Raw genomic sequence first — 24,245 nt, 5'->3', positions numbered from 1 at the left:
CCGCTGCCTGGCGACGCCGATCAGCGATCACTGCGGTGCGCAGCAACTCCTCCAGCGGCGCTGCCTATCACCGAACAATAAGCACCGGTGTTGATGAGTTGATTGGATGGGGTGACGCTGCCGGTTCGTGATGCCGATGCCAGGTTGCCCAGTCGCTAGCCAATGCCAAGCGCTGGTTGGTCGGGTCGGCTCCAGGTGATGGTGCGTATCGGTCCGTGGACCAAGCCTGCGTCACGCAGCTGGGAAAAAACCGCCGCTGGTGGCCAGCCTCCCGGCGCATCGCCGAATGGCAGCTGCAGCGATTGCAGATGGCTTAGCGCCGCCGCAAGGGCCTGCTTTGACGTGTAGGCAATGGCAACCCCATCATCCGTTGCTGTCCCCACCGCAAGAAGCCGCTCGCGCACAGGGCCGGTCGAACACACGACACGGATGCAGTCGTCGAGGACGGCTTCTACGTGCTCCAGACGGGCTTTCAACGGTAAGTCCACTGCTGCGTTATGTGATGCCAATCCTACCTCCCCTGACGTGGCGTCGCCCCCATGACTGACTCGAACCCGTGCTGCCTCCGGGGAGTCCGATTGCTGGAGATGCAACGTCTGCAAGCACCGATCGTGACGCAGCGTGTATGTGCCGGTGCACTATGAATCGATGGACCGACGCCCATCTGTCAATCGGCGGTCCATTCCCACCAGGGGTAATGGTATTCGCGGTCGGTGGCGCGCCAGGGGCGGCCGCAGCGGGTGCAGGCGACGTGGTGGCACTCGCCCCAGCCATCGTCGGCTACTTCCAGCCCGAGCAGCTGCATCTGCCTTTGGTCGATCAGGCGGCGGGGGTCGAAGAACAGGTAACCGGGATTGAGCGCACACAGGCAGCCCGCCCGGGCGTGCCGGAAGCGCAGGCGCCGCACGGCGGCGATGAGGTGCACGCTGTTGCTGAGCAGCAGGCCGCCGAACTGCAGGCCCTGGCTGCTTCGCTCTATCCGCTCCGCATGCGCTGCCAGTGCATCGAGCACCGTTGTGTCGAACATCTGCGCGACCTCGTGCGCGGCATCGGTGATGCGCGAACCGTCACGTGACAGCAGGGCCTGCAGCAGGGTATCGGCCTGCGTATCGGCCAGGCGGGGAGCAGGGGCGGACCACGGCCAGCGCATCAGCGCGGTTTGCCGATTTGCACGCAACGGCCGACGGTTGCGCGCAGCAGGTCGGACGACGCCCAGTCCACTCCCAGGCGGCGCCGCACGGCACCGAACTGCCGGTGCTTCGTCTGCCGCGGTGGACCGACGCTGTCGAGCAGATAACCGATGGCGCGCTGTGCGGCAGCAATTGCATCCATCGCGGACTTATTGAACCCTGTCGCGTCTGCCAGTGCCTTCATGTCCGCCGCGCGGCCGACGTCATGATCGCTGCCGGCAGTTCATGGGCTTCGCTGTTGCCCAGCAGGGCTTGAACACTTGCGTCGGTTCCAGGCTACGGTTTTCCACGGCTTTGCCTCGCGTAGGGTTCGGTGTGGGCGTTGTGCACGTAGCTGCGCACGGTGTGGGCGATCTTTTCGCGCTGGACCAGTGTAATTTCGGGAGCATGTGCGCATTTTAACGCAACGTCTTGGGCGTCCAGGTCGGGTCCCTGCCGGGGGGCTGGCAACGGGCCTCCTGTCTGGCCACCGATGGCGCTTCCGCATCGCGGTCGCCGCGCCACTGCGATAATGGCCGCCAGATCCTGCCTGGAACCCGAGCATGCGCGCTCCTCAACGTCTTCATGGTTTGACGCTGGACACCGCCGTCTGCGCAGGTCCCTATCCGCCACAGGGCTTTTGGACGATTGCCGAAGGCGCGCTCGGCAACGGCGATTGTTTCGGTCTGTATTGGCCGTTGGGCTGCGAAGGCGAAACGCCAGTGGTGTGCGAGATGTTTCATGATGAAGGGCGCATGGTGTTCAGCCATTCGTCGCTGGATGTATTCGCGCAGTGGCTGGACATCAACCATGTGCTGGACGAGCAGGCCTGGGACGACGAGAGTTGGGACCCACGCGCGCATGATGTTCCAGATGTGGATTCGCCGTTGCCATTGATCGAGCGCGCGCAGCTGCATGTGCAGGCAGGAGAGCCGTCCGAAGCGATCGAATTGCTGCAGGCGGCATGCCGTCGCTTCCCCGAGCTGCAGCGGGCGTGGACGATGCTGGCAGTGCAGCACAGGCGTCTGGGGCAGCACGAGGCTGCGGTGGCTGCGGCACGTGCGGCGATCCTGGCCAACTGGACGTTCGGTATTCCCGATCCAAGCGTGTTGCGTCTGCTACGTGCGGCCGAAGCAGGCAATGATCCGGTGCTGGCGATGGTCCAGCAGATGGAGTTTGCGTTCGGCGGGGCCAAGACCAACCCGGACTATGCAGCGATGCAGGTCTGCATCGACCGTTGCTGGGAGGTGGGCGATCACTTGGCTGCATTGCGTTTGACGCAGAATCGCTGCTACGCATTGCGTGGCGAAACCGTGTCGTTCCAGCAGCGTGAAGGGTTTGACTTAGCGTCCTGGCAGCGTGACTTCGTCGCGCAGTGCCGCAGCGCGCTGCGCGACGACCGGCAGGGCATGTAACGACGTATCGGGCCCGCATCTCCGCATGGCATGCGGCGTAAACGCAGAACGGGCGCCTTTCGGTGCCCGTTCTGCAAATGATCAGCACTGACGGCCGCTGGCCGTCAGCCTCCATGATCAGTAGCGGTAATGATCCGGCTTGTACGGGCCGGCCACGTCCACGCCGAGGTAGTCGGCCTGGTCCTTGGTCAGGGTGGTCAGCTTGACGCCGATCTTTTCCAGATGCAGACGCGCAACTTCTTCATCCAGGTGCTTGGGCAGGATGTAGACCTTCTTCTCGTAGCTGTCGCGCTTTTCCCACAGGTCGATCTGGGCCAGGGTCTGGTTGGCGAACGAGTTGGACATCACGAAGCTCGGGTGGCCGGTGGCGCAGCCCAGGTTCACCAGGCGGCCGTCGGCCAGCAGGAAGATCGCATTGCCGTTGCCGAACACGTACTTGTCGACCTGCGGCTTGATGTTGATCTTTTCCACGCCCTTGAGTGCGTTCAGCGCATCGACCTGGATCTCGTTGTCGAAGTGGCCGATGTTGCACACGATGGCCTGGTCCTTCATCGCCTGCAGGTGCTCGACGGTGATGATGTCCTTGTTGCCGGTGGTGGTGACATAGATGTCGCCGCGGCCCAGGGTGGATTCGATGGTGTTGACCTCGAAGCCTTCCATCGATGCCTGCAGTGCGCAGATCGGGTCGATCTCGGTGACGATGACGCGGGCGCCATAGTTACGCAACGAAGCGGCGCTGCCCTTGCCGACGTCGCCGTAACCGCAGACCACGGCAACCTTGCCGGCCAGCATCACGTCCATCGCGCGCTTGAGGCCATCGGCCAGCGACTCGCGGCAGCCGTAGAGGTTGTCGAACTTGCTCTTGGTGACCGAGTCGTTGACGTTGATGGCCGGGATCAGCAGCTTGCCGGCCTCGGCGATCTGGTACAGGCGGTGCACGCCGGTGGTGGTCTCTTCGGAGACGCCCTTCCAGTCCTTGACCACGCGGGTCCAGTATCCCGGGCGCTCGACGGCAACGCGCTTGAGCAACGCCTTGATCACGCCTTCTTCGTGCGAAGCCGCCGGCTCGTCGACCCAGGTGCTGCCGTTTTCGAGTTCATAGCCCTTGTGGATCAGCAGGGTGACATCGCCACCGTCGTCCACCACCAGTTCCGGACCGGTCTGGGTGCCGTCGGGCAGGGTGAAGGTCAGCGCGTCGAGGGTGCAGTCCCAATACTCTTCCAGCGTCTCGCCCTTCCAGGCGAACACGGGGGTGCCGGTGACCGCGATCGCGGCGGCGGCATGGTCCTGGGTGGAGAAGATGTTGCACGAGGCCCAGCGCACGTTGGCACCGATGTCCTTGAGCGTTTCGATCAGCACGGCGGTCTGGATGGTCATGTGCAGCGAGCCGGTGATGCGTACGTCCTTCAGCGGTTTGCTCTGCGCATGCTTGCGGCGGATCGACATCAGGCCCGGCATCTCGTGCTCGGCGATGTCCAGCTCCTTGCGGCCCCAATCGGCCAGGGAGAGGTCGGCGACCTTGTAGTCAGTATGTGGGGCGATTTTCGTGACAGCGTTCATGCAATAGCTCCGGTAGGCAGATCAATGTCTGCAATTCCGGGCGCCGTTGAACGATGAATGCTTGTCGAGCCTGGCCGTATTTCCTGCACTTTTCGTGCAGTTGGCGGATCAGTCCGCCATACCGGTCGCAGCGCCCCTCGACGAGAGCGTTGATTATATCGGCAGCACCCCCCTCCGGCATGAATTGGCATGCACCCCAACCAACGACAGGGGAGTCGCCGACGAGCGGCTGCTATGGTCCAGGGACGAATAAGACCGGGAGCGGACAATGCAGGCGAAACGGAATGCGCAAGGCTGGCGGCAGCACACATGGGCGTTGGCATGGGCAGGCGCAGGAGCGCTGGCGTTGAGCGCGCCGTTGCTGGCATCGGCAGCTAGCTCACCAGCGACACCCACCGCCGCGGCAGCAAGCAGCGGGTATCAACTGCCCTCCAAGGCGCTGCAGGCAGTGGTCGACGCACCGCGCGCGCCGCTGCTGCACATCTCGCCCAAACGCGATCTGGCTGCGATGCTGCAAATGCCGGCATTGCCGGATATCGCCGAGGTCGCCCAACCCGAGCTCAAGCTGGCCGGTCTGCGCATCCATCCCAAGACCTTCGCCAGCAGCCGGTTTGCCTTCGCCGGCAAGCTGTGGCTGCTGTCGGTGGCCGACGGCAGCGAGCGGCAGATCGCCGGGCTGCCGTCGCCACTGTCGCTGGCCAAGTTGAGCTGGTCGCCCGATCAACGCTACCTGGCGTTCCGCCGCGAGGATGCGACCAGCGGTGCAAACGAGCTGTGGCTGGTGGATGTGGCGGCCGGGCAGGCGCGGCGTCTGGTTACCGGTTTGAACACCAGCGTCAACGACGAGTTGGGCTGGTTGCCCGATGGCAGTGGGCTGCTGGTGCAGCAACAAGTGGCAGGGCAGGGCACGCCGCCCACGCGCGATGCGGTGCCGGACGGTCCTGCGACGCAGCAGACCAGCGCTGCCGCCGGCGTGCGCTCGCTGCCGACCTATCAGGACCTGCTGCGCAACGAGGCCGATGCGCGCGTGTTCGAGTACTACGCCACCGGCCAGCCGATCATCGTCAGCGTCACCGGGCAGGTGCGCCCGATCGCCGCGCCCGGTATCTACCTCAACCTGTCGGTGTCGCCGGATGGCCGTTACATCCTGAGCGAACGTAGCGAGCGGCCGTTCTCGTATGTGGTGCCGGTGGACAATTTCGCGCGTCGCATCGAAGTGCTGGACCTGCAGGGCAAGCTGGTGCGGCAGATCGCCAAGCTGCCGCTGGTGGAAGGCCTGCCGACCGGCAACGACGCCGTGGCCACCGGCGTGCGCGACATCAGCTGGCGGCATGATGCACCGGCCACATTGGTCTGGGCCGAGGCGCAGGACGGCGGCGACCCGGCACGCGCCAGCACGATCCGCGATGCGGTGCTGATGCAGGCCGCGCCGTTCGCGCGTGCACCGGTGACGCTGGCGCAGTTGGGCAGCCGTTTTGACGGCATCCAATGGGGCCGGGGCGATCTGGCCATTCTCAGCGAGAGCTGGTGGAAGACCCGCCGCACCAAACAGTGGCGCATCGCACCGGATCAGCCGCAGCGCGCACCCGAACTGCTGTGGGACCGTTCCTCGCAGGACCGCTACAACGACCCCGGCACGCCGGCGACGGTGGCCGACGGCAAGGGCCACGCGCTGCTGCAGACCGGTGCCGATGGCAACAGCCTGTTCCTGCTCGGCAAGGGCGCCTCGCCGGAAGGCGATCGCCCGTTCGTGGACCGCTTCGATCTGCAGAGCAAACGCGCCACGCGTCTGTTCCATTCGCAGGCACCGACCTATTCCGCGCCGCTGGCATTGCTGGATGCGCAAGGCACGCAGTTGCTGCTCAGCCGCGAATCGCCCGAGGAGCCGGCCAATTACTTCGTGCAGGCACTGGGCGATGCAGCGCCTGCGCCGCGTGCGTTGACGCATTTCGCGCATCCCCTGCCGCAGTTGCGCGGCGTGCAGAAGGAGCAGATCCGTTACAAACGCGCCGATGGGTTGGACCTCACCGCCACGCTGTTGCTGCCGCCGGGTTACGACCCCAAACGTGACGGCCCGCGGCCGCTGCTGATGTGGGCCTACCCGGGTGAGTTCAAGAGTGCCGACACCGCCAGCCAGGTCACCGACTCGCCGTACCGCTTCAATGCGATCAGCTACTGGGGGCCGCAGGCGTTTCTGGCGATCGGTTATGTGGTGCTCAACAACCCGACCATGCCCATCGTCGGCGAAGGCGATGCCGAACCCAACGATACCTATGTGCCGCAGTTGATCGCCGATGCGCAGGCCGCCGTGGACGAAGTGGTGCGGCGCGGTGTCACCGACCGCGAGCACATCGCCATCGGCGGGCATTCCTACGGAGCCTTCATGACCGCCAATCTGCTCGCGCATACGCGGTTGTTCAAGGCCGGCATCGCGCGCAGTGGTGCCTACAACCGCACGCTCACGCCATTCGGTTTTCAGGCCGAAGAACGCAATTACTGGCAGGCGCAATCGGTGTACCAGGCGATGTCGCCGTTCAACTACGCCGACAAGATCAAGGACCCGCTGCTGCTGATCCACGGCCAGGACGACAACAACACCGGTACCTTCCCGATTCAGAGCGAGCGCATGTTCGCTGCGATCAAGGGCCTGGGTGGCAACGCGCGCCTGGTGATGCTGCCCAACGAATCGCATGCGTATCGCGCGCGGCAGTCGATCCTGCAGATGCTGGCCGAGAGCGAGCAGTGGTTGAAGACCAATCTCGGCAAGCCAGTGAAGGAGACCGGCGCGACGCGCACGCGTTGATCGAGAGTGCGCTGGCACCCGTAGGAGCGCACCTGGGCGCGACGGGGCATGACCAGGACAGCCACACCGCGAAGGAGCGGGCTTGCCCGCGATGGGGCATTACCGGGAAAGCCACGTCGCGCGCGAGCGCGCTCCTACGAGAGCCATCGGTAGGGGGCACTGGCACGCGATGGTTGGCGTTGAAACCGTCGCGGCTGTCGCAACCATCTAATCCTTTTGGGTTAGTCTTCGACGACTTTGCGCTTGAAGAGGGTGTGCGTTTCCGATGAACGAGTACCGCAGCAGTCTTGTGTTCGCTACCCCCGATCTTGCCTTGCGCGACGATGTGCGTCGGCTCGGTGCACTGGTCGGTGACCTGCTCGCCGAGCAGGTCTCTGCGGAATTCCTCGAAGAGATCGAACATGTCCGCACCACGGCGATTGCGCGGCGCGAGGGCGATGCACCGCCGTCCACGCTGAGCGAGCAACTGACCGGCCGCGAGCCGCGTGAAGCCGAGTCGCTGGTGCGCGCCTTCAGCACCTATTTCCAGGTGGTCAACATCGCCGAGCGCGTGCATCGCATCCGCCGCCGCCGCGAGTACCAGCGCAGCGGCACCGACACGCCGCAGCCGGATGGCCTGCACGATGCACTGCGCCGGCTCAAGGCGCAGGGCGTGACGCTGGACGAGCTCAGCGCGTGGTTGCCGCGCATCGACGTGGAGCCGGTGTTCACCGCGCACCCCACCGAAGCGGTGCGGCGCGCGCTGCTGGAAAAAGAACAGCTGATGGTCGCCAGCCTGGTCGACAACCTGGATGGCATGCGCACGCCCAACGAGCGCGCCACCGATGCGGCGCGCTTCCGTATGGCCTTGACCGCGTCCTGGCAGACCGCCGATTCCTCGCCGGTGCGTCCCACCGTGGAAGACGAGCGCGAGCATGTGGGGTTCTATCTCACCCAGGTGCTGTATCGTGTGGTGCCGGTGATGTACGAAACCCTCGAACACGCCATCGAAGAAACCTACGGCAGCGTGCCGACCCTACCGCGGCTGTTGCGCTTCGGCACCTGGGTGGGCGGCGATATGGACGGCAATCCCAATGTGGATGCCACCACCATTGCCGGCACGCTGGATGCGCAGCGACGCGCGGTGCTGGATCGCTATCGAAACGAGCTGTGGCAACTGGCCAGCCTGCTCAGCCAGTCGACCACGCTGGTGGCAGTCAGTGCGGAATTGAGCGAGCAACTGGAGCGCTACCGCGCACTGCTGCCGGAGGACGCCGCACGCTCGCGCCCGCGCCATGGCGACATGCCGTACCGGCTGCTCAACGATCTGATGCGCGCGCGTCTGCAGGCCACGCTGGACGATGCCGAGGGCGCCTACACCGCACCGTCCGAGCTGGAACACGATCTGCAGCTGATTCTGGACAGCCTGCAGGCCAACAAGGGGCTGCACGCCGGTTGGTTCGCGGTGCGCCGTCTGTTGTGGCGCGTGCGCACGTTCGGCTTTCATCTGGCACGTCTGGATGTGCGCCAGGAATCGAGCGTGCATGCGCGTGCGGTGGCCGATGCATTGGGCCAGGCCGATTGGGACGACCAGGACGCCAAGCAGCGCGCTGCCTTGCTCGGCCCGTATGCATCCGGCGAACAGGTGCTGCCGCGCGTGGCCGACGAAGGCAATGCACGGCTGGATGCGGTGTTTGCCGCGCTCGCCGATGCGCGCAGCCGCCACGGCGCCGATGCGTTGGGCAGCTACATCATCTCGATGGCGCATAACCGCGCCGACGTACTCACCGTGCTCGCGCTGGCGCGACGCGGCGGCCTGGTCGACGACGCTGGCGCAGTGCCGCTGGATATCGTGCCGCTGTTCGAAACCGTGGACGATCTGCGCGGCGGCACCGGCACCGTGCAGGATCTGCTCGCCGATCCGGTCTACCGCCAGCATCTGGCCGCGCGCGGCGATACGCAGATGGTGATGCTCGGTTATTCGGACAGTGGCAAGGACGGCGGCATCACTGCCTCGCGCTGGGGCCTGCAGCGCGCGCAGGTGGAATTGCTTGAAGCCGCTGCCGAACTGGGCGTGCGGCTGACCTTCTTCCACGGCCGCGGCGGCTCGATCGCGCGTGGCGGCGGCAAGACCAGCCGCGCGCTGGATGCCGCACCGCGCGGTAGTGTCGATGGACGGCTGCGCGTCACCGAACAGGGCGAGGTGATCCATCGCAAGTACGGCATTCGCGCGCTGGCATTGCGCTCGCTGGAACAGATGACCGGCGCGGTGCTGCTCTCCAGCCTGCGCCCGCGTGCGCCCGAGCCGCGCGAGGATCGCTGGCGGCCGGTGATGGATCTGGTCGCAGAACAAAGCACTGTCGCGTACCGTGCCTTCGTCGGCGCGCCGGATTTCATGCAGTATTTCCGCCGCGCCACGCCGATCGACGTGATCGAACGCATGACCCTGGGCTCGCGCCCGTCGCGCAGGCTCGGCCAGGACGCGGCGTTGTCCAACCTGCGCGCGATTCCCTGGGTGTTCGCGTGGAGCCAGGCGCGTGCGGTGATCCCGGGCTGGTACGGCGTGGGCAGCGGCCTGCAGGCGGCAGTGGATGCCGGGCATGAAGAGACCTTGCGCGAGATGGCGCAGGACTGGCCGTTCTTCCGCACCTTCCTGGACGACGTGGCAATGGTGCTGTCCAAGGGCGATCTCAATATTGCCGAGCTGTTTTCGCGGCTGTCGGGTGACCTGCATGAGCGCTTTTTCCCGGGCATTCGCGACGAACTGGCGCTGACCAAGGGCTGGGTGAAGGCGTTGACGGGGCAGCAATCGCTGCTGCAGCACGACCCGCGGCTGGCCTTGTCGATCCGCCTGCGCAACCCCTACATCGACCCGATCAGCGTGTTGCAGGTGGATCTGCTGCAACGCTGGCGTGCCACCGATGGCGAAGACGACGAGCTGCTGCGCGCGCTGGTGGCCTGCGTCAACGGCGTCTCGCAAGGCGTGCAGAACACCGGCTGATCCGGTCTGCTGGCCCGACCGTCGGATCCGACGGTCGAATCGGGCGGCCTGGTCAGACCGTCTGATCAGACCGTTAGTCGGAGAGGGTGCGGATTCGTCAAGCGGACTCTGGCATTACCGGACAAATCTGTCCGATAATGCCGCTATGACGACTCCCCGCCCTGATGCCGCGCTGCGCCGCCGGCAGATACTCGATGCTGCCGACGAAGTGTTCAGCGAACACGGCGTCAATGCCCCGCTGGAACTGGTAGTGGAACGTGCCGGCCTTGGCCGCGCCACGCTGTATCGCAATTTTCCCGATCGGCTCGCGCTGATGACCGCGTTGATGACCCGAGGCATGGACGGGCTGGAGCGGCTGGCCGCCGATCTGGGCGAGCGCCCGGACGGGCTGGCCGTGCTGCTGCACGATGTAGCCGAGCACATCGCCCAATCCGCACCGCTGGTGGATTTCTGGCGTTCGATCGAACGCGCACACCCGGCCGTGGAAGCGGCCGACCGGCGTGTGGTGCGCATCTTCCTGCCGTTCGTGCATCGTGCGCGCGACGCCGGCCTGTGCCGCGCCGATGTCGACGACGAGCAGTTGCTGCTGGTGATCGACATGCTGGGCAGTTGCCTGCGTGGCAATGATGAATCCGAACGCAAACGGCTTGCCCATCGCTCGGCCGATCTGCTGATGCACGCCTTGGGCATGCAGGTGCCGGAAGGCGGCACCCGATGACACCGGCCACGCGGTCCCGCCTCGGTCGCTGGGCGCTGCGCGTGGCGCTGGTGCTGGCCGCGCTATGGGGTGGACTTGCGATCTACTTCGCGATCACTGGCAATGCGTTCGTGCGCGCGGCCTGGGTGGGCTCATGGTGCGCGATGGCGCTGGCGGCGTTGTGGGGCCTGCGCCGTGGCCGCGAGAACTGGGCGTTGGTGGGCATCTTCAGTGCGGCGTTTGCGGTGCTGGCGGTGTCGTGGTGGATGATGCAGCCCAGCCAGGACCGCGACTGGGCCGATGATGTTGCCCAGCGGCTGCAGCCCGAAGTGCACGGCAACATCGTCACATTGCATAACGTGCGCAATTTCGATTGGCAGAGCGAAACCGACTACCAGCCGCGTTGGGAAACCCGCCAGTACGATCTGGATCGTCTGGTCAGCGCCGATCTGGCGCTGTCGTACTGGATGGGGCCTGCCATTGCGCACACGCTGGTGTCGTTCGGTTTCGACGACGGCTCGCACGTGGTGTTCTCGCTGGAAATCCGCAAGGAACGCGGCGAGTCGTTTTCGGCATTGGGCGGGTTTTTCCGCAGCTTCGAAGAAACCCTGGTGGCCGCCGACGAACGCGACATTCTGCGCGTGCGCACCAACGTGCGCGGCGAGGACATGTATCTGTATCGGCTGGCGATTCCCAAGGCCGGTCTGCGCCGCATGTTCATGGGTTATGTGCGCATGGCCAACGACTTGAATCGCGCCCCGGCGTTCTACAACACGCTCACCAGCAACTGCACCACGATTGTGTTTGCGCTGGCGCGGCAATTGCAGCCGACGCTGCCGCTGGATCATCGCCTGCTGCTGTCCGGCTACGTGGACGCATACGCCTACGATCATCAGGGCCTGCTGCCCGGCTACGATTTTGCCACCTTGAAGCAGCGCGGGCATTTCACCGCACGTGCGATCGCAGCCGATACGGCGGCGGATTTCTCCGAGCGCATCCGTGTCGGCATGCCGCAGGCCCCGGCGCCAGCCGCCACCACGAGCGCACCCCGGTGACGTCGCGCCTGCGTGGGCGCCGCACCGCTGCAGTGTTGGCGGGTGTGCTGGGCAGCCTGTTGCTGAGCGGCTGTGCCATGGTCACGGTGCAATCGCACAGCAGCGGCGACTACATCGCGCGTACGCGCGGGGATGTGCTCAGCACCGGCGAGTTGAGCCAGGCCAGTAGCGAGACCCTGCAGGTGGCCGGGCTGCAACCCAAGGCCTGCCGCAGCGACCCACTGCCGTGCCTGCAGCAACTCACCAGCGTGGCGGGCATCGGCGAGGAGCGCCGTCTGGCAACGCAAGCCGAGCTATGGACCGCGCATGCGATTGCCTTGGGCGGGCGCGACCCGACAACGATGAGCGACGCGGCAGTCGACGCCTGGCTGGAAGCCGCGCGGCATGCGTACGCGTACCTGTTTTTCAGCGCACGCCCGCCTAGTGCACGTGCGTTCGAAAATCGCCAGACGCAGGTGCGCGATTACTACAACTATGCCGTGCAGCAGGTGATCGAACGCCTGTTCGCACGCGCGCAGCAGACCGGCCAAAACGAGCGCGAACCGACCACCTTGGGCCGCTGGCAGGTGGCGATCGACATGTCTGCGTATCGGTTGCCGGGCGGTGGCAACACGCCACGCGCGATCTTCGCCGCCTCGGCGTTGCGCTTCAATGGGCTGCGCAGCACCTATCGGCGCGATGGCTTCGGTGCCGAGCTGGTGGCCGAGGTGGACCCGCAAGTGGTTGGCGATCCTGCCGGGCTGGCCTTGCAACAAGCCGCCACTGCAGTCGCATCGCCAGAGCGGCCGTTGCCTACTTTCAGCGAGATGCCGTACGCACCGGCCACGGTGCTGCTGCGTTTCGAAGGCGAGACGCTGGATGCCGTGCTACGCGGCAACATCGTCACCGTGGTGCCGTACGACCCGTATCGCCAGAACGAAGTGGTGTTGCACGGTCAGCGCGTGCCGCTGGCGGCCAACTTCACTGCCGCCTATGGGCTATGGCTGGCCAAATCCGGTTTCGCCGCGCAGTCGTTGCGCTCGATGCTAGGCAGTGCGCGCGGGATCGATCGCCCGCATCTGTATCTGATGCAGCCCTACGATCCGGACCGACGCGTGCTGCTGATGCTGCACGGGCTGGCCAGCAGCCCGGAAGCCTGGGTCAATGTCGCCAACGAGGTGATGGGCGATGAAACGCTGCGTCAGCGCTACCAGATCTGGCAGGTGTACTACCCGACCAACGCGCCGGTGGCGGTCAACCGCGCGGAAATCCAGGCATTGGTGGAGCGCAGCCTGCAGCACTTCGACCCGGCCGGCACGGCTATCGCATCGCACGACATGGTGTTGATCGGCCACAGCATGGGCGGGGTGATCGGGCGCTTGCTGGTGTCGTCTTCCGGCGACACCTTGTGGAATTCATTGCTGGAAAACTACCGGCTGGAAGGCGAGCGCGGCGCACGCGTGCGCGCGAAGTTGTCGCCGCTGCTGCATTTTTCGCCACTGCCGCAGGTCGACCGCGCCATCTTCATTGCCGCGCCGCATCGCGGTACGCCGTTGGCCGAAGGTGGGCTGGGGCGCTTCGTCGGCCGCTTGGTGCGTTTGCCGATCGCCTTGCTGGATCGCTTCGGCGATGTGCTGCAGGACCTGGCCAACAGCGAGCGTGACGGGCAGGGCGGCGACCCGCGACGCAAAGGCCGGCTGTTGCCGCCGACCAGCATCGACAACCTGCGCGATACCGACCCGTTCGTACGCGCCAGCATGGACCTGCCGATCTCCCCACTGGTGCATTACCACACCATCGTCGGACGCGAAAAACCGCAGGTGCCGCTGGCCGATTCCGACGATGGTCTGGTGCCTTATCGCAGCGCACATCTGCAGGGCGCCGAGTCGGAATTGGTAGTGACCTCCTGGCATAGCGTGCAGGAAACGCCGCAGGCGATTCTTGAGATTCGCCGCATCCTGCATGCGCAGCTGCAGGCCGAGGAGGCAGGAAACACGAGTGCGCACGGCGCGCAAAGCGAGATACCGGCTTCACCCTCGGCAACGTTCTGAAAGCAAACAGAATCGAGACGCCGTTGTGGTCAGCGAATGGTCGGTGCGCATGGCGTTGCGTTCAATAAAACAGCCGGCCAACTCTCTGGTGAGGGCACCGCTCCCTTGACGCTGCGAGTTGGTTGCAGGGCCCTTGCCCCGCCCACCGTCGCGGGACACGCCGCAAGTACGTCCGTGTAGGCTCTTACGCGGCATCCATGCCGCGTAAGGTCCCGCGACGGTGGGCGGGCAAGGACCAGTCAAGATGGCGGGTGTGCATGCTGCAAGCAGTGCATGACTTGCGTTGTTTGAGTAACGGCGCGCCCGATCAGCTTCCAAGACAAGCCGAGAAATAGGCAGGCTTTCAACAAGGCAACCTATAACTGTCTGGTGCGGTGTCCTCGCCGATTGCGGGACCGTGTGGCGGCATGGATGCCGCCACCGAGCCTCCAGGGATGGGTTCACGGCGTGTCCCGCGAGCGGCGAGGGCACCGCGCGCTCGACTAACTAGGCTTCTGACTGCATTCACCAAGAAGTGGCCGACTGCACTCGACCTAGCGGCTGCGCAGCGGCTTTGGTCGCCGTTCTTAGCGCATTGTTTACCAGCCTCATGCTATCAGGCGGTTCTCTCGAATACGCTCCAACAAGGAAGACGCGATGCGCAAGACGCTGTCGGCAGTGATCTGGGTGCCCTTGCTGCTGGCCGGTTGCGGCCGCGGCGAAGGTCAGAAGAGCGCGGCAGACGCTGCGGGCGCAACGCCGCCGGCAGCGCAGACTGCAGCGCGTCCATCCGATGCGCCGCCGGCCATCGATGAGGCGGTGCCCGAGTTCCCGGCCATCCCGTTGATCGTGGTGCCGGACATCGCCGGCGTGACCCCGGCGCAACGCGCGCTAGAAGCCTCGCTGCAGGACATTCTCGACCCGATCGAAGGTGTCAGCGTGGCGCCGGCACGTTGCGGCGATGGCGGCACCCTGATCAACGATGCCGGAATCACCAGCGTCGATGCCAACGGCAATCTGCTGCGCAACGGCGACGGCGGGCTGTTCGACCTCAAGGCCGACGGCAGCGGTACCGCCAACTTCGACGGCGGCCTGATCAGCGTCAACGCCGACGGTAGCGGCACCATCAATGCCAGCGGCGCCGGTGGCGACGATGCGATCATCCAGGTGCAGGCCAATGGTGCCGGCACCTACAACGGCCCGGCCGGTCTGATCAGCCTGGACGCCAAGGGTGCGGGTACCTGGAACAGCGACAAGAGCGGCTTGGTCAACAATCACGGCGATGGCAGCGGCACCTGGAACGGTCCACGCGGCCTGATCACCATCAACGCCGACGGTTCGGGAACCTGGAACGGCCCGGACGGGCTGGTGCAGAACCGCGGCGATGGCACCGGCACGGTCGGCACCCCGCCGCGCGAGGTACGCATGCCGCCGCTGCCGAAGGTGCCGCCTGCCGGGCGCTTTCCGCTGCTGCAGAAATTCGCACCTCCCGGTGCGCCGTGCGGCTATCTGATCACCTTGAACGAACGCATCCTGTTCGACTTCGACAAGGCCGAGATCCGCCCCGATGCCGCGCGCGTACTTGACGTGCTGGCCGCCGCACTCGGCAAGGTCAGCACCAAGGATATGCAAGTGCGCGGGCATACCGACGCCAAGGGCAGCGACGCCTATAACCAGGCGCTGTCCGAGCGCCGCGCCGATGCGGTGCTGGCCGCATTACGCACACGCGGTGCCGCGCAGTCGGCCGGCGCAAAGGGCTACGGCGAATCGCAGCCGGTAGCGCCGAATACGCTCAATGGACAGGACAATCCCGGCGGGCGACAACTCAATCGACGTGTGGAAATCTTCCTGCGCACCTAAGCTTGGCCGAGCGACACTAAATCAGTCGCACAGATCACCAGTGCTAAGACGATCTGTCAGTTGTCGTGGACCAATCACACGACGCAGGCATCTGCACGGATGGGCCGATATCGCCCATTCGCACCTCATTCGCGCCGCTGCCTTGCGCGTGCGCACCGACGAGCCGTGCGCCGGGGTCATGACTCAGGACAGATCACCACAGAGCGAGCTGTCGTCAGATTAAGAGTGGATAACGCGTGCAGTGTTGCAAGCATGCTGCCGATTTCGAACATCTGTATTTCCGCATTGCTGCTGCTTGCATGTTTTTCGACAGTTCCGGCCTGGTGTCGTCTGCCTTGCACATTGACACCGTAAATTCCAGCATGACCAGTTGGGTGACACGCTAAATATGTGTTCTGAGCAAGCGATGAAAACGGGGCGGGGTGGTGAACAGACACCCGCAGGCGATGACGGCAGCGACGCGATGGGGATCGCGTTGTTGCCGTCGCGCGGGATCGTTGCACCGTTGCACGCAAATGTAAGGCAACGGTCGAAGACATTGCCTCGGCCAAGATGGCTGATGCCGGCACTTGCACTTGGCATGTTGCTGCTGATCGCTTGCACGCAGCGGCCTCCTGCGCCGCCTGCAGTCGTGCAGACCGCGCAATTGGAGCGCGTGGTTGTGGTGTTCCGACATGGTGTACGCGCGCCACTGCAGGGCGAAGCCGCCGCCGCGCACTACGCAGACGCACCGTGGCCGCAGTGGTCCACCCCGGCCAGCCTGCTCACTGCGCATGGGCGCATCGGCGTGCAATTGAGCGGCGACTATCTGCGCCAATGGCTGGCGCAGCACAAGGTGTTGCCGAGCAGCGGTTGCCCGGCGCCAGGCAGCGTGTCGATCTGGGCCAACACCGATCAGCGCACCATCGACAGCGGCGCCTTGCTTGCCGAGGCGCTGGCACCCGGTTGCGGCATCGTGGCCGGGCACCGCGAGGCCGGCAGCAACGACCCGTTGTTTCGACCGATCGAAGCCGGCGCGGTTGCATTCGATGCCGTTGCAGCGGTCGCCTCGATCGAAAAGCAGACCGGTGGTCCTGCCGCGTTGCTGCAAGGGCATGCGGCCGAACTGCAGGCAATGCAGCAGATTCTGGGCTGCACCCGCACGCCCTGCGACTTTGCGCAGATGCCATCCACGCTGACGCCGTCTGCCAATGGCCGCGGCCTGGCCTTGGGTGGGCCGATCGATCTGACCTCCGGCACCGGCGAGGTCCTGCTGCTGCAATACGCCGAAGGCCTGCCGCTGTCGCAGGTCGGCTGGGGCCGCGCCACGCCCGAGCGGCTGGCTCAGGTCTCGCGGCTGCATGCGCTGCTGTTCGACATCTACGCACGGCCGCACTACATGGCCGCGCGCTCGGGCGCACCGCTGGCGCGCGAAGTGCTGCAACGCTTCGGTGACGCGCAGGCGGCGAAGGTATCGCTGTTCGTCGGCAGCGACACGCATATCGCCGCGTTGAGCAGTTTGCTGGGCGTGCACTTTCACTTGCCCGGCTACGGTGCGGATGATCCGCCGCCGGGCGGTGCGTTGATGCTTAGCCTATGGCGCGAGCCGAGTGGGAAGCAGGTGGTGCGTGCGCAGTATCTGGCGCAATCGCTGGATCAACTGCGCACGCTGGCGCCGTTGGATCTGGCGCATCCGCCGTTGCAACAGGAGTTAGCGCTTGGCGTTTGCACAGCAGAGCAACGCAAGGCATGCCCGTTGCCTAAATTTACGCAGGCGCTCGAGAAACAGCTGCAGCTCGATCGGTAACCGTGCAGCAGCGATCTTTATCTCGAAAAAGGCGATCAGTGGCCGTTCCTTCTCCCACCGGGAGAAGGTGCCCCGCAGGGGCGGATGAGGGTACTTGCGAAGCCTGGCGTCATCGATTACTCAAGGAGGCTTCGCCCCGTACCCTCACCCCAACCAAGGCATGCGCGCCAGTGGCGCGCAAGAAGTGCCTTCTCGCTCGCCACGAAGGGAGAGGGGCGAGAAACACGGTTTTGCCCGGAAATGACACCACGTTCCTAATCGTCGCTGTCGCTAAGCAAAACTAAAGGCTTTCAAGCGGCCTAATGCTTGCGGATTCCGCAGGCGATGTTGTCGGTATCGATTCAACACGTTGTCATTCGACGCTGCTGCCATAGTGCCAGTCGTTGGAACTATCACTTCGCCAGCGAAGTCCACGCTCCGAAGCTCGATCAGTTCAACCAGACCCCGCTTTTCCGTCAACCAGCGACAACAACCGGTGGTGCTTGCGCGCGTGCCGGCGTGGGACCTTACGCGGCATGGATGCCGCGTAAGAGCCTACACGGACGTACTTGCGGCGTGTCCCACGTCGGTACGCGTGCAAGCGCCCGCAGCAAACCGAAGCATTGGCATGAAAACGCCAGATGTCGTGCGCAAGACCGATCGGTGTGCGGAGTCGGTCAGCGGCGCGGTGCCACATCCGGTGTCGGGACACGCCGTACATCCATCCCTGGAGGCTCGGTGGCGGCATCCATGCCGCCACACGGTCCCGCCCCCGGACGCGACACCGCGCTCCCAGTATTCCTACCGCTGATCGGCAGGCGATGCTCCCCACACAAGCCTTGATCACGATACGCGTTCGGCCAAAACGCACATGGGCCGCATCAGCGGCCCATGTGCAACTCACTACATCCACTCCCGCAGGAGCAACTGACTTACTTCAGCTTGGCGTCGGCGCGCAGCGCATCGGCACGGTCGGTCTTTTCCCACGAGAACGCGGTGGCGTTGTGCTGCGCACCGGTTGCGTCGGTGTAGCTGAAGTCCTTCGGCTTGCGGCCGAAGTGACCGTAAGAGGCGGTCTGCTGGTACATCGGGTGGATCAGGTCGAGCATCTGGATGATGCCGAACGGACGCAGGTCGAAATGCTTGCGGATCAGCTTTTCGATCTGCTCGTCGGCGATCTTGCCGGTGCCGAAGGTGGTGACCGAGATCGAGGTCGGCTCGGCCACGCCGATGGCGTAGGAAACCTGCACTTCGCAACGGTCGGCCAGGCCTGCAGCCACTACGTTCTTGGCCACATAGCGCGCAGCGTAGGCAGCCGAACGATCGACCTTGGACGGATCCTTGCCCGAGAACGCACCGCCGCCGTGACGGGCCCAGCCGCCGTAGGTGTCGACGATGATCTTGCGGCCGGTCAGGCCGCAATCGCCCACCGGGCCGCCGATCACGAACTTGCCGGTCGGGTTGATGTGGAACTTGGTGCCCTTGTGCAGCCACTTGGCCGGCAGCACCGGCTTGAGGATTTCCTCGCGCACCGCTTCGATCAGGTCTTTCTGCTTGACGCCCGGATCGTGCTGGGTGGACAGCACCACCGCATCGATCGCAGTCGCAACGCCGTCTTCATAGCGCAAGGTGACCTGCGACTTGGCGTCCGGACGCAGCCAGGACAGCGCCGAGTTCTTCTTCTTGCGGATCTTGGCCTGCTGCTCGACCAGGCGGTGTGCCAGGTGGATCGCCGCCGGCATGTGGCTGTCGGTCTCGTTGGTCGCATAGCCGAACATCAGGCCCTGGTCGCCGGCGCCCTGCTGTTCCGGGTTCTTGCGGTCAACGCCCTGGTTGATGTCCGGCGACTGCTTGCCGATCAGGTTGAGCACACCACAGGTCTCGCCGTCGAAGCCGACGTCGGAGCTGTTGTAGCCGATGTCCAGGATCACCTTGCGGGTGAGCGCTTCCAGGTCGATCCAGGCGCTGGTGGTCACTTCGCCGGCAACGATCGCAACACCGGTCTTGACCATCGTCTCGCACGCCACGCGGGCACGCTTGTCCTGGGCCAGGATGGCATCCAGCACGGCGTCGGAGATCTGGTCGGCGATCTTGTCCGGATGGCCTTCGGAGACCGATTCGGAGGTGAACAGGTAGCTGGACATCTGGCTTATATCCCTTGATTCGGATGAAAAGATGGCTGCGGATGATACACGCCCCGCATGTCCGTTGCATTGTGCGCCTGAACAGGTGGCAATGGAGTTAAGCAGACGTCGGTGACAGCAAGGCGCTGCCGTGCAGGACGACCAGCCAAGCCTCGCCACTGATCGCCCTGCATTCGACTGAAAACGCGTACAAACATGCCTGCCAATGCATGTTGGGCCTGCTAGCATCGGGCGATGGATTCATTGACCCAGATCGTTCTCGGCGGCGCCGTCGCTGCCGTCATCGCCCCGGCCGGACAGCGCCGTGCCGCCTTGTTGGCCGGCGCGGCACTGGGCACCTTGCCCGATCTCGACGCACTGGCGCTGCTGCCCTTTACCAGCGACCCGGTCACGCAGATGACCGTGCATCGCAGCGCCAGCCATTCGTTGTTGGTGCTGCCATTCGTCGGTTGGCTGATCTGGTGGCTGTACCGCCGCTACGGCAACCGGCGCGTGGCCAGTGCGCCCAAGCGCTGGTTCTGGGCGATCCAGCTGGCCTTGATCACGCATCCCCTGCTGGATGCCTTCACCGTCTACGGCACCCAGCTGTGGTGGCCGTTGCAGCCGCATCCGGCGATGTGGTCGAGTGTGTTCATCATCGATCCGGGCTACACGCTATGGCTGTTGCTGGCCTGTGCGGTGGCGTGGTTTGCACGTGCGCGGCCGCTTGCCCAGCACGCCTTGGTGATCGGGCTTGCGTTGAGTTCTGCGTATCTGGGTTGGTCGCTGCTGGCCAAGCACCTGGTCGACCGCGAAGCCGACCGCGCGCTGGCCGCACTCGGCTTGAAGGACGCGCCGCGCTTCTCGGTGCCGATGCCGCTCAATACCTTGTTGTGGCGGGTGGTGGCGATGACACCCAACGGCTATGTGATCGGCGAGCGCTCGCTGGTGGCCGACAAGGGCCCGATGCAGTTCCGCGGCTATTCCAGCAACACCCAGGCCTTGGGCGAAGTGGCCAGGTTCGATTCGGTGCGCCGGCTGACCTGGTTCAATCGTGGCTTCATGCGCGCGCGCCTGGTCGACGACGAGTTGATGCTCAGCGATCTGCGCATGGGCCTGGAGCCGGACTACAACTTCAACTTCGTGGTCGCCCATCGCGAAGACGGGCAGTGGCAGCCGATTGCGCCGCGGCAGGTCCAGGCGGCCTACCGGGCGCCGGTGGCACGCGATCAGATCGGCGAAGTGCTGGCGCAGATGTGGCACCGCATCTGGCACGAGCCGGCCGGCACGGTGCTGACCGGCGATCTGGAACATGCCGCCGCGCCTGCGCCGGTGACTCAGTAGAACCGAGCAGTAGACCCTCTCGGCGCCCGCTCAATACACCGTGGCGCGCGCCTGCACAAACGAATAGAAGAACACCGCATTCGGGTCGCTGTGCACCTGCGCCAGTTCGCGGCGCATGCCGTCCACGGTGTCTGCGTTGACCGCGCCGGCCTGCAGCAATTGCTCGGCCGCCGACAGCAGCACTTCTTCCCAGAACCCGATCATGGTCTTGCGCCGGCCCGGCTCGCGGTTGTCCAGGTGCAGCGTCTTGATCTCGGTCTGCACATCGCGAAAGCCGCCGGCCAGCAGCAGGTTGCCCAGCTTGGCGCCGACGAACGGATCGCCGCCCTGGTCGTGCTGAAAATCGTTGAACGCCATCCAGTAGCGCCACAGATTCGGCGAGTACGGATGCAGCAGGAACGAGGCATTCATGACCTCGGTGACGTACACCGGCGAACCCGGCAACAGCACGCGGCGCACTTCGTTGAGCACGCGTGCGGGCGAGGGCACATGTTCGAGTACCCAACACAGGAATGCCGCATCGAATTGACGCGCCTCGAACGGCAGGTCGGTCGCATCGGCTTGTTGCAAGGTGTAGCGCTCGCGGCACCACGCCAGCCGCTCGAGATTCGCGCGTGCCGCGCCCAATTGCGCTTCGCTCAAGTCCACGCCGGTCACGTGCAGATCGGGAAAGCGGCGCAACAGGATCTCGGTCTGCGCGCCCACGCCGCTGCCCACTTCCAGCAGACGTCGCGCGCCGCTGTAGTCGATCTGATTGAACAAGGTGGCTTCGAGCAAGCGCGCCTGTTTGAGCAGGCGCGCCTGTTCGGTGGGCGAAAAACCATGCAGATAGGTGGGTGTATCGCCAGGTGCGCTCATGCGTGCAGCTCTCAAAAATTGAAGCTAGAAAAATCAGGTTCAGGCTGCGGCCGACAGCGCCGGCGACACGCCGGCGATCAACGCATCGAAATAATCGCGGGTCAGCGCCAGCTGCGCCTCTGGTGTTTCGGCGCGATTGACCACCGCGCGGAAGTTCGCGCTTTGCGGGTGATCCTTGGCGTACCAGCCCAGATGCTTGCGCGCGATGCGCACACCTTGCGGCTGCCCGTAGAACGCATGCAGCGCTTCCAGATGGCCAAGCAAGGTGTCGCGCACGAACGCCAACGACGGCGGCGGCAACAGCTCGCCGGTGGCCAGGTAATGCGCCACCTCGCCGAAGATCCACGGCCGCCCCTGCGCGGCGCGGCCGATCATCACCGCATCCACGCCGGTGTCGCGCAGCACCTGCGCAGCCTTCTGCGGCGAGTCGATATCGCCATTGGCGATCACCGGAATCTGCAGTGCGGCCTTGATCTGCGCAATCGTCGCGTACTCCGCACTGCCGGTGTAATGCTGATCGCGGGTGCGCCCGTGCACGGCCAGCGCGGCGATGCCGCAGTCCTGTGCAATGCGCGCGATGGTGGGGCCGTTGCGATGATCGCAATCCCACCCGGTGCGGATTTTCAAGGTCACCGGCACATTCACTGCCTGCACCACTGCGCGCAGGATGCGCGCCACCAGGTCTTCGTCGCGCATCAGCGCCGAGCCGGCCCAGGCATTGCAGACTTTCTTTGCCGGGCAGCCCATGTTGATGTCGATCAGCTGCGCGCCGTGGTCCACGTTGTAGCGCGCGGCCTCGGCCAACTGCTGCGGCTCGGTGCCGGCAATCTGCACGCTGATCGGATCCGGCTCGCCGGCATGGTCCATGCGGTGCAGCGATTTGCGCGTGCCCCAGAAACGCGGATCGGAGATGGTCATCTCCGACACCGCCAGCCCGGCGCCCAACCGCTTGCACAACAGCCGGAACGGCTTGTCGGTGACGCCGGCCATCGGGGCCAGGATCACCTTGGGGTCGATGGTGTAGGGGCCGATATGCATGGCGGCATTGTAGCTGGGAGGGGAATGGGGAGTCGGGAATGGGGATTGGGGAATCGTAGGAGCGCTTGCGGGCTTCAGTCCTGCGCGACTGCTATGCGAGTCAGTTGAGCAATGTCAGCGCTCTGGGAAAGGACGGCTACGGCGGAGATGTTGGCGGGCCGGACTCTCACCCCCACCTCTCCGGTGAGTTGACTGTCTTCCGTCGTACCCTCACCCCAACCCCCGCTTCGCGCCCCTGCCCGCGCTTGCGGCGCGGGCGCTCCAAGGCACACGCGCCACTGGCGCGTAAGCAGCGCCTTCTCGCCCCGCGGGGAGAGGGGCTTCTCCATCCTTCTCCCATCGGGAGAAGGTGGCGCGTCAGCGCCGGATGAGGGTACGGGCGCCCGACGCTGCATCATGCCTCGCCTCCTTACCCGAACGACTGTCCGAGTAATAAGACCGAAGTTCCGCTGGGAGCGCGGTTCGCAGCATCCGTCGGCAGACAGGTCTCAACAGGCCGTTCGCCAATCAAAAACAGTCTCTAATGTGCATGCCAACGCCCTGAACGCAAAAGGCGACCGCATCGCTGCGGTCGCCTTCGTTGATCGCGTGAAGCGTGCGGATCACACGGCCGGTTCGGGCACCATTCGCGGCATCGAGGTAGCAGCGCCTTCCACTTCGGTGGAGCGTGCGGCATAGCGGGTGGCAAAGCGCACGTGGGTGTTGAAGCTGGCGCCGGGTGACTGCGCCAGCGAGGCCACCAGTGCGCCGTTGAACGCATCGCCGGCACCGGTGGTGTCCACCGTCTGCGCGCTTTCCGCGCCCACACGGTAATGCGCGGCCGTATCGCCACGCAGCTGTTCTTCTGCGTGCGAAATGAACGCGCCCACCGAACCCAACGTCACCACCACGGTGCCGCCCGGCAGCAACTTTCGGCATAGCGAATGCAGCGTGTTGCCGTCCAGCGCCGCCACATCGTCGGCGTTGATGCGTTCGCCGACATGGCGGCCGAGCAGGGCGGCAAACTCGGTTTCGTTGGGCGTCAGCACATCCGACAACTTGAGCAGACCGATTGAGGTCGGCGCATTGGCCGGCGCGGCGTTGAGCACGGTCAGTACGCCGCACTCACGCGCCAATGCCAGCGCAGATTCGATGGTTTCTGCCGGCGATTCCAGCTGTGCCAGCAACACCCGGGACGAGGCGACCAGCGCGCGCTGGTTGTCGACGAACGCGGCGCTCAGCACCGAGTTGGCGCCGGCACCGATCACGATGGTGTTGCGGCCATGCGCATCGACATAGATACCGCCGGTGCCGGTCGGCTCATTGCTGGGCTCGGCGATCAGCGCGAACCCATCGTGCGCGGCCAGCGAGCGCGCCAGCGCACCGCCGGCATCGTCGCCCAGCGCGCACAAAAAATGCGTCTGGGCGCCGGCACGCGCGGCCGCGACCGCCTGATTGAACCCCTTGCCCCCCGGGCCGGTGCTGTAGCGACCGGCGATGGTGGCACCCGGCGCGGGCAGGACATCACAGCGCCACACGTGATCGACATTGAAGGACCCGACAACGACGACCGAACTCATAAATACCCTT

17 protein-coding genes and 1 riboswitch are annotated in these 24,245 nt (G+C 65.1%); of the genes, 9 read left to right on the top strand and 8 right to left on the bottom strand.

Annotation, left to right across the window (positions count from 1 at the left end):
* Positions 1–155: 155 nt before the first annotated feature.
* The 3 genes from ABS769_RS05585 to ABS769_RS05575 all read right to left on the bottom strand — a co-directional run bounded on the left by ABS769_RS05585 (position 156) and on the right by ABS769_RS05575 (position 1,374).
* On the bottom strand, positions 156–476 hold the full coding sequence (locus ABS769_RS05585) for a hypothetical protein (protein WP_317060643.1): 321 nt from the start codon (positions 474–476) through the stop codon (positions 156–158).
* A 191-nt stretch (positions 477–667) separates the two neighbouring features.
* Positions 668–1,150 (bottom strand): hypothetical protein, encoded by a 483-nt coding sequence (locus tag ABS769_RS05580; protein ID WP_317060644.1) that lies wholly within the window; start codon positions 1,148–1,150, stop codon positions 668–670.
* Positions 1,150–1,374, bottom strand: a complete 225-nt coding sequence (locus ABS769_RS05575) for a hypothetical protein (RefSeq protein WP_317060645.1) — start codon at positions 1,372–1,374, stop codon at positions 1,150–1,152. The genes ABS769_RS05580 and ABS769_RS05575 overlap by 1 nt, the downstream gene beginning before the upstream one ends.
* Before the next feature lie 358 nt (positions 1,375–1,732).
* Here ABS769_RS05575 and ABS769_RS05570 point away from each other — a divergent pair, with 358 nt between their 5' ends.
* Positions 1,733–2,584, top strand: coding sequence for a tetratricopeptide repeat protein (locus ABS769_RS05570; RefSeq protein WP_317060646.1), 852 nt, complete (start codon positions 1,733–1,735; stop codon positions 2,582–2,584).
* Positions 2,585–2,701: 117 nt separating this feature from the next.
* On the opposite strand, the gene ahcY is transcribed toward ABS769_RS05570, so the two are convergent.
* Complete coding sequence (ahcY, locus tag ABS769_RS05565; RefSeq protein ID WP_317060647.1) at positions 2,702–4,144, bottom strand: adenosylhomocysteinase; 1,443 nt, start codon at positions 4,142–4,144, stop codon at positions 2,702–2,704.
* Positions 4,145–4,175: 31 nt separating this feature from the next.
* Positions 4,176–4,289, bottom strand: a riboswitch (S-adenosyl-L-homocysteine riboswitch).
* Between the two features lie 123 nt (positions 4,290–4,412).
* On the opposite strand from ahcY, the gene ABS769_RS05560 reads away from it, so the two are divergent.
* The 7 genes from ABS769_RS05560 to ABS769_RS05530 all read left to right on the top strand — a co-directional run bounded on the left by ABS769_RS05560 (position 4,413) and on the right by ABS769_RS05530 (position 17,334).
* Positions 4,413–6,947: a S9 family peptidase gene (locus tag ABS769_RS05560; RefSeq protein WP_317060648.1), complete on the top strand. Its 2,535-nt coding sequence runs from the start codon at positions 4,413–4,415 to the stop codon at positions 6,945–6,947.
* A gap of 265 nt (positions 6,948–7,212) precedes the next feature.
* On the top strand, positions 7,213–9,927 hold the full coding sequence (gene ppc, locus ABS769_RS05555) for a phosphoenolpyruvate carboxylase (RefSeq protein ID WP_317060649.1): 2,715 nt from the start codon (positions 7,213–7,215) through the stop codon (positions 9,925–9,927).
* A 145-nt stretch (positions 9,928–10,072) separates the two neighbouring features.
* Positions 10,073–10,645, top strand: a complete 573-nt coding sequence (locus ABS769_RS05550; RefSeq protein WP_317060650.1) for a TetR/AcrR family transcriptional regulator — start codon at positions 10,073–10,075, stop codon at positions 10,643–10,645.
* A complete protein-coding gene (locus tag ABS769_RS05545; RefSeq protein ID WP_317060651.1) occupies positions 10,642–11,679 on the top strand; it encodes a DUF4105 domain-containing protein in 1,038 nt (345 codons plus the stop codon). Before ABS769_RS05550 ends, ABS769_RS05545 begins: the two co-directional genes overlap by 4 nt.
* A 77-nt stretch (positions 11,680–11,756) precedes the next feature.
* On the top strand, positions 11,757–13,709 hold the full coding sequence (locus tag ABS769_RS05540) for an esterase/lipase family protein (protein WP_317060698.1): 1,953 nt from the start codon (positions 11,757–11,759) through the stop codon (positions 13,707–13,709).
* Between the two features lie 636 nt (positions 13,710–14,345).
* Positions 14,346–15,548 carry an OmpA family protein gene (locus ABS769_RS05535; RefSeq protein ID WP_317060652.1) on the top strand — a complete coding sequence of 401 codons (1,203 nt, stop codon included), beginning with the start codon at positions 14,346–14,348 and terminating at the stop codon, positions 15,546–15,548.
* 406 nt (positions 15,549–15,954) lie between these two features.
* Positions 15,955–17,334 (top strand): histidine-type phosphatase, encoded by a 1,380-nt coding sequence (locus tag ABS769_RS05530; protein ID WP_317060653.1) that lies wholly within the window; start codon positions 15,955–15,957, stop codon positions 17,332–17,334.
* 911 nt (positions 17,335–18,245) lie between these two features.
* On the opposite strand, the gene metK is transcribed toward ABS769_RS05530, so the two are convergent.
* A complete protein-coding gene (gene metK, locus ABS769_RS05525; RefSeq protein WP_006449196.1) occupies positions 18,246–19,457 on the bottom strand; it encodes a methionine adenosyltransferase in 1,212 nt (403 codons plus the stop codon).
* Between the two features lie 234 nt (positions 19,458–19,691).
* Here metK and ABS769_RS05520 point away from each other — a divergent pair, with 234 nt between their 5' ends.
* Positions 19,692–20,780, top strand: coding sequence for a metal-dependent hydrolase (locus ABS769_RS05520; RefSeq protein ID WP_317060654.1), 1,089 nt, complete (start codon positions 19,692–19,694; stop codon positions 20,778–20,780).
* 30 nt (positions 20,781–20,810) lie between these two features.
* Here ABS769_RS05520 and ABS769_RS05515 read toward each other — a convergent pair whose 3' ends face one another.
* From ABS769_RS05515 to ABS769_RS05505, 3 genes are all read right to left on the bottom strand, one after another.
* Entirely contained in the window at positions 20,811–21,638 is an 828-nt protein-coding gene (locus tag ABS769_RS05515; RefSeq protein ID WP_006448524.1) for a methyltransferase domain-containing protein, read from the bottom strand.
* 39 nt (positions 21,639–21,677) lie between these two features.
* Complete coding sequence (gene dusB / locus ABS769_RS05510) at positions 21,678–22,676, bottom strand: tRNA dihydrouridine synthase DusB (protein WP_317060655.1); 999 nt, start codon at positions 22,674–22,676, stop codon at positions 21,678–21,680.
* A 602-nt stretch (positions 22,677–23,278) separates the two neighbouring features.
* Positions 23,279–24,235 (bottom strand): ribokinase, encoded by a 957-nt coding sequence (locus ABS769_RS05505; RefSeq protein WP_317060656.1) that lies wholly within the window; start codon positions 24,233–24,235, stop codon positions 23,279–23,281.
* Positions 24,236–24,245: the final 10 nt, after the last annotated feature.

Source organism: Xanthomonas hortorum (assembly GCF_040279205.1).
Lineage (GTDB): Bacteria > Pseudomonadota > Gammaproteobacteria > Xanthomonadales > Xanthomonadaceae > Xanthomonas > Xanthomonas hortorum_F.
The sequence above is the reverse complement of the archived record's forward strand: the minus strand, read 5'-3'. Positions and strand labels throughout refer to the sequence as shown.

Excerpts from the sequence above, each read along its gene's own strand:
- ahcY (WP_317060647.1), bottom strand. The coding sequence starts at position 4,144 with ATGAACGCTGTCACGAAAATCGCCCCACATACTGACTACAAGGTCGCC.
- ABS769_RS05575 (WP_317060645.1), bottom strand. The coding sequence starts at position 1,374 with ATGAAGGCACTGGCAGACGCGACAGGGTTCAATAAGTCCGCGATGGAT.
- ABS769_RS05560 (WP_317060648.1), top strand. The coding sequence starts at position 4,413 with ATGCAGGCGAAACGGAATGCGCAAGGCTGGCGGCAGCACACATGGGCG.
- ABS769_RS05580 (WP_317060644.1), bottom strand. The coding sequence starts at position 1,150 with ATGCGCTGGCCGTGGTCCGCCCCTGCTCCCCGCCTGGCCGATACGCAG.
- ABS769_RS05545 (WP_317060651.1), top strand. The coding sequence starts at position 10,642 with ATGACACCGGCCACGCGGTCCCGCCTCGGTCGCTGGGCGCTGCGCGTG.
- ABS769_RS05540 (WP_317060698.1), top strand. The coding sequence starts at position 11,757 with ATGGTCACGGTGCAATCGCACAGCAGCGGCGACTACATCGCGCGTACG.
- ABS769_RS05530 (WP_317060653.1), top strand. The coding sequence starts at position 15,955 with ATGAAAACGGGGCGGGGTGGTGAACAGACACCCGCAGGCGATGACGGC.
- ABS769_RS05505 (WP_317060656.1), bottom strand. The coding sequence starts at position 24,235 with ATGAGTTCGGTCGTCGTTGTCGGGTCCTTCAATGTCGATCACGTGTGG.
- ppc (WP_317060649.1), top strand. The coding sequence starts at position 7,213 with ATGAACGAGTACCGCAGCAGTCTTGTGTTCGCTACCCCCGATCTTGCC.
- ABS769_RS05570 (WP_317060646.1), top strand. The coding sequence starts at position 1,733 with ATGCGCGCTCCTCAACGTCTTCATGGTTTGACGCTGGACACCGCCGTC.
- ABS769_RS05535 (WP_317060652.1), top strand. The coding sequence starts at position 14,346 with ATGCGCAAGACGCTGTCGGCAGTGATCTGGGTGCCCTTGCTGCTGGCC.
- dusB (WP_317060655.1), bottom strand. The coding sequence starts at position 22,676 with ATGCATATCGGCCCCTACACCATCGACCCCAAGGTGATCCTGGCCCCG.
- ABS769_RS05520 (WP_317060654.1), top strand. The coding sequence starts at position 19,692 with ATGGATTCATTGACCCAGATCGTTCTCGGCGGCGCCGTCGCTGCCGTC.
- metK (WP_006449196.1), bottom strand. The coding sequence starts at position 19,457 with ATGTCCAGCTACCTGTTCACCTCCGAATCGGTCTCCGAAGGCCATCCG.
- ABS769_RS05550 (WP_317060650.1), top strand. The coding sequence starts at position 10,073 with ATGACGACTCCCCGCCCTGATGCCGCGCTGCGCCGCCGGCAGATACTC.
- ABS769_RS05515 (WP_006448524.1), bottom strand. The coding sequence starts at position 21,638 with ATGAGCGCACCTGGCGATACACCCACCTATCTGCATGGTTTTTCGCCC.